This is a genomic window from uncultured Thermosynechococcus sp. (genome assembly GCF_938074695.1).
Classification (GTDB): domain Bacteria; phylum Cyanobacteriota; class Cyanobacteriia; order Thermosynechococcales; family Thermosynechococcaceae; genus Thermosynechococcus.
Genome location: NZ_CALJEM010000053.1, coordinates 1 through 4017, shown reverse-complemented (window position 1 = coordinate 4017; position 4017 = coordinate 1). Strand labels below are relative to the sequence as shown.

Sequence of the window (4017 nt, the reverse complement as noted above, 5' to 3'; positions counted from 1 at the left end):
TAACAGCTTTATCGTTCCGTTGATCGGTTATCTGTCAGCATATCCCTTGGCTTTCCCAAGGGCGTTGGCTTCTGATAACATCCCTCCCATCTGCTTCCTGATTGGTGTTCAGAGTTTGCGCCTTGGTTGGCTACTTGTGGGCTTGAACGGCCTACAAGAGATTGCAGATGGGTTACTTCGTTCTGAGTAGTGATTTGTTTGGAAGTTCAGGGGGGTACTATCCGCCGGGTTTTGGACTTGCGCCGATGGTCTACTATGAACTAGCCATCTTCCTTTGCCTTGGCCTTTTGGCCGCAGTCTATCAGCCTTTTGACTGCTTCATATTTACGACGGTTCAAGCGTACCTTCCTTGCGTCCCCATGCTTCCTTGCTCGAAGGTTGCCGAATTAGGCTTTCAGCATTGCCTCCTTTCATCCCCGCTTTACGGATTGATGACCAATCGCTACCGTAGGGGAAGTGCTTTCAAGCGGGCGCTGCGCTGGATGGACTTGCCTTATTCAGGCTCACCGTCATCACTACTCAGTTGTCAAGGTTCAAAGACCTTGCCAGTCATCCCTCTCGGCAATTGCTTGCTTCGATTTCGACTGAACGAATCGCACCTCTAGCTCCAGAGACCTAGCTTTGAAATCCTTAAGGACAGGTGAAATCTCAAGGGGAAGTGTAGGATAGGGAAGGTGTCATTGCGGTGTCGCCAAACGTCATTTCGCTGCGTTGTCCCTATGCCTCGTCGTACCGATATTTCCAAGATTCTCATCATTGGCTCGGGTCCCATTGTGATCGGCCAAGCCTGTGAATTTGACTATTCGGGAACCCAAGCCTGTAAGGCATTGCGCGAGGAAGGGTACGAGGTGATCCTCATTAACTCTAACCCCGCCACGATCATGACGGATCCGCAGATCGCTAATCGCACCTACATTGAACCGCTGACCCCCGACATGGTGGAAAAGGTGATTGCTGCGGAACGCCCCGATGCCCTGTTGCCGACAATGGGGGGACAAACGGCACTCAACCTAACGGTGGCGCTGGCCAAATCCGGTGTCCTCGATCGCTATGGCGTGGAACTGATTGGCGCTAAACTGCCGGCCATTGAAATGGCTGAGGATCGCAAGCTTTTTAAGGAAGCCATGCAGCGAATCGGCGTGGCGGTGTGTCCCTCCGGCTTGGCCAATACTCTTGAAGAGGCACGGGCGATCGCCCAGGAGATTGGGGTTTATCCCCTGATTATTCGCCCCGCCTTTACTTTAGGCGGCAGCGGTGGCGGCATTGCCTACAACCAAGAGGAATTTGAAGAGATTGCTGCGGCGGGTCTCGATGCCAGTCCTGTGTCGCAAATCCTGATTGAGCAGTCCCTCATTGGCTGGAAAGAATACGAACTGGAGGTGATGCGGGATATAGCCGATAACGTGGTCATCATCTGCTCCATTGAGAACCTTGACCCCATGGGCATTCACACGGGGGACTCGATCACGGTTGCACCCGCACAAACCCTGACGGATAAAGAATATCAACGACTGCGGGATGCGGCCATTAAAATCATTCGCGAGATTGGCGTAGAAACCGGCGGCTCAAACATTCAGTTTGCCGTCAATCCCGAAACCGGGGAAGTAATCGTCATTGAAATGAATCCCCGCGTCTCCCGCTCCTCGGCATTGGCTTCTAAGGCAACGGGCTTTCCGATTGCCAAAATGGCGGCTAAGTTGGCGGTGGGCTACACCCTGCCGGAAATCCCCAATGACATTACCCAGAAAACGCCCGCCAGCTTTGAACCCGCAATTGATTATGTGGTCACCAAAATCCCCCGCTTTGCCTTCGAGAAGTTCCCAGGGTCATCGCCAGTGCTGACCACGCAAATGAAGTCTGTGGGTGAAGCCATGGCCATTGGCCGCACCTTCCAAGAGTCCCTGCAAAAGGCTCTGCGATCGCTAGAAATCGGCCGCGCCGGCTGGGGGTGCGATCGCCCCGAAAAACTGCCGAGCCTAGAGCAACTGCGGGGGAAACTGCGCACCCCCAATCCCGAGCGCATTTTTGCCATTCGCCACGCTTTTCTTTTGGGAATGACCGTTGAGGAGATCTACGAGCTGACGGCCATTGATCCGTGGTTTTTGCGCCAGATGCAGGGGCTGCTAGAGACAGAAAAATTCCTTAAACGCAGCAAACTAGAGCAACTCACGGCTGATGATCTGTGGCGGGTGAAGCAACAGGGCTTTAGCGATGCCCAGATTGCCTATGCCACCAAAACCACCGAGGATCAGGTGCGAGCCTATCGCCAATCCCTTGGCGTTGTTCCCGTCTATAAAACGGTGGACACCTGTGCCGCCGAGTTTGAGGCCTACACCCCCTACTACTACTCCACCTATGAGCGGCCGGTGGAGCAAATTAACCCCCAGACCGGCGAGGTCGAAGTGCTTCCCCCCCAATCGGAGGTCTTGCCCTCCCGCAAGCCGCGGGTGATGATTCTGGGATCAGGGCCGAACCGCATCGGTCAAGGGATTGAATTTGATTACTGCTGCTGCCATGCCTCCTACGCCCTGCGGGCCGATGACTATGAAACCATCATGGTCAACTCCAACCCCGAAACGGTTTCCACCGACTACGACACCAGCGATCGCCTGTACTTTGAACCCCTCACCAAAGAGGATGTCCTGAACATCATCGAGGTGGAGCGCCCGGTGGGCATCATTATTCAATTTGGCGGTCAAACGCCCCTAAAGTTGGCCCTGCCCCTCCAAGAGTACCTTGCCACCCATGGCGATCGCCTAGGAACACAAATCTGGGGTACGTCCCCTGAGGCCATTGATATTGCCGAAGATCGCGAACGCTTCGAGAAAATTTTGCGGGAGCTGAATATCCCCCAGCCCCCCAATGGTACGGCTCGCAGCTATGCCGAAGCCCTGCGTATTGCCCAGCGTATTAACTACCCGGTGGTGGTGCGCCCCAGTTATGTCCTCGGCGGCCGGGCGATGGAAATTGTCTATTCCGATGCTGAACTGGAACGCTATATGAACGAAGCAGTTCAGGTGGAGCCAGAGCGACCGATTCTCATTGATAAGTATCTGGAAAATGCCATTGAAGTGGACGTGGATGCCATTGCCGATGCGACGGGTACCGTGGTCATTGGCGGAATTATGGAACACATTGAACAAGCGGGGATTCACTCTGGGGACTCCGCCTGTAGCCTGCCCACTCAATCCCTTTCTCCCACTGTGTTGCAGACCATCCGCACCTGGAGTATTGCCCTTGCCAAAGCACTTCGCGTAGTCGGGCTAATCAATCTACAACTGGCAGTCCAAGGGGAGCAGGTCTATATTTTGGAGGCCAACCCGCGGGCCTCGCGCACTGTGCCCTTTGTCTCGAAGGCAATTGGCGTTCCCCTTGCGAAAATGGCCGCCCGCCTAATGTCAGGAAAAACCCTCGCGGAACTCAATTTCCTTGATGAGAAAATTCCTAACCATGTCGCCGTCAAGGAAGCTGTCCTGCCCTTTGAAAAATTTGCCGGTACCGATACGGTGCTAGGACCCGAGATGCGCTCCACCGGTGAGGTGATGGGGATTGATATGACCTTTGGTGCTGCCTACGCCAAGTCCCAACTGGCCGCCAATCAAAGGTTGCCTCTGAAAGGCACCGTCTTTGTGTCAATGAGCGATCGCGACAAGAGAGCAATTGTGCCCGTGGTGCAGGAGTTGCAGTCCCTCGGCTTTCGGATTATCGCCACCGCAGGTACCCGCAATGCCTTGCTCGAAGCGGGTCTGAGCAATATTGAACTCATCCTCAAGCTCCACGAAGGCCGCCCCCATGTGCTCGATGCCATTAAAAATGAGCAAATTCACCTTATTCTCAATACTCCCTCCGGTCAAGAGGCGCGTACCGATGCCCAATTGATCCGTCGCACCGCCCTTGCCTACAAAATTCCCCTGGTGACCACGATCGCAGGGGCGAAGGCAACGGCTGCCGCCATTAAAACTCTGCAAACCTCAACCCTAGAAGTACGGGCACTTCAGGACTACCATCGGGCAGAAT

The 4017-nt window shown here is 54.5% G+C and carries 2 protein-coding genes; both read left to right on the top strand.

Going from position 1 to position 4017, the window contains the following annotated elements:
• Positions 1-190: hypothetical protein (locus Q0683_RS07915; RefSeq protein ID WP_298977167.1), on the top strand; the 190-nt coding region annotated here is incomplete at its 5' end.
• Positions 191-719: 529 nt separating this feature from the next.
• The coding region (gene carB, locus Q0683_RS07910; RefSeq protein WP_298977166.1) for a carbamoyl-phosphate synthase large subunit at positions 720-4017 on the top strand (3298 nt) is incomplete at its 3' end.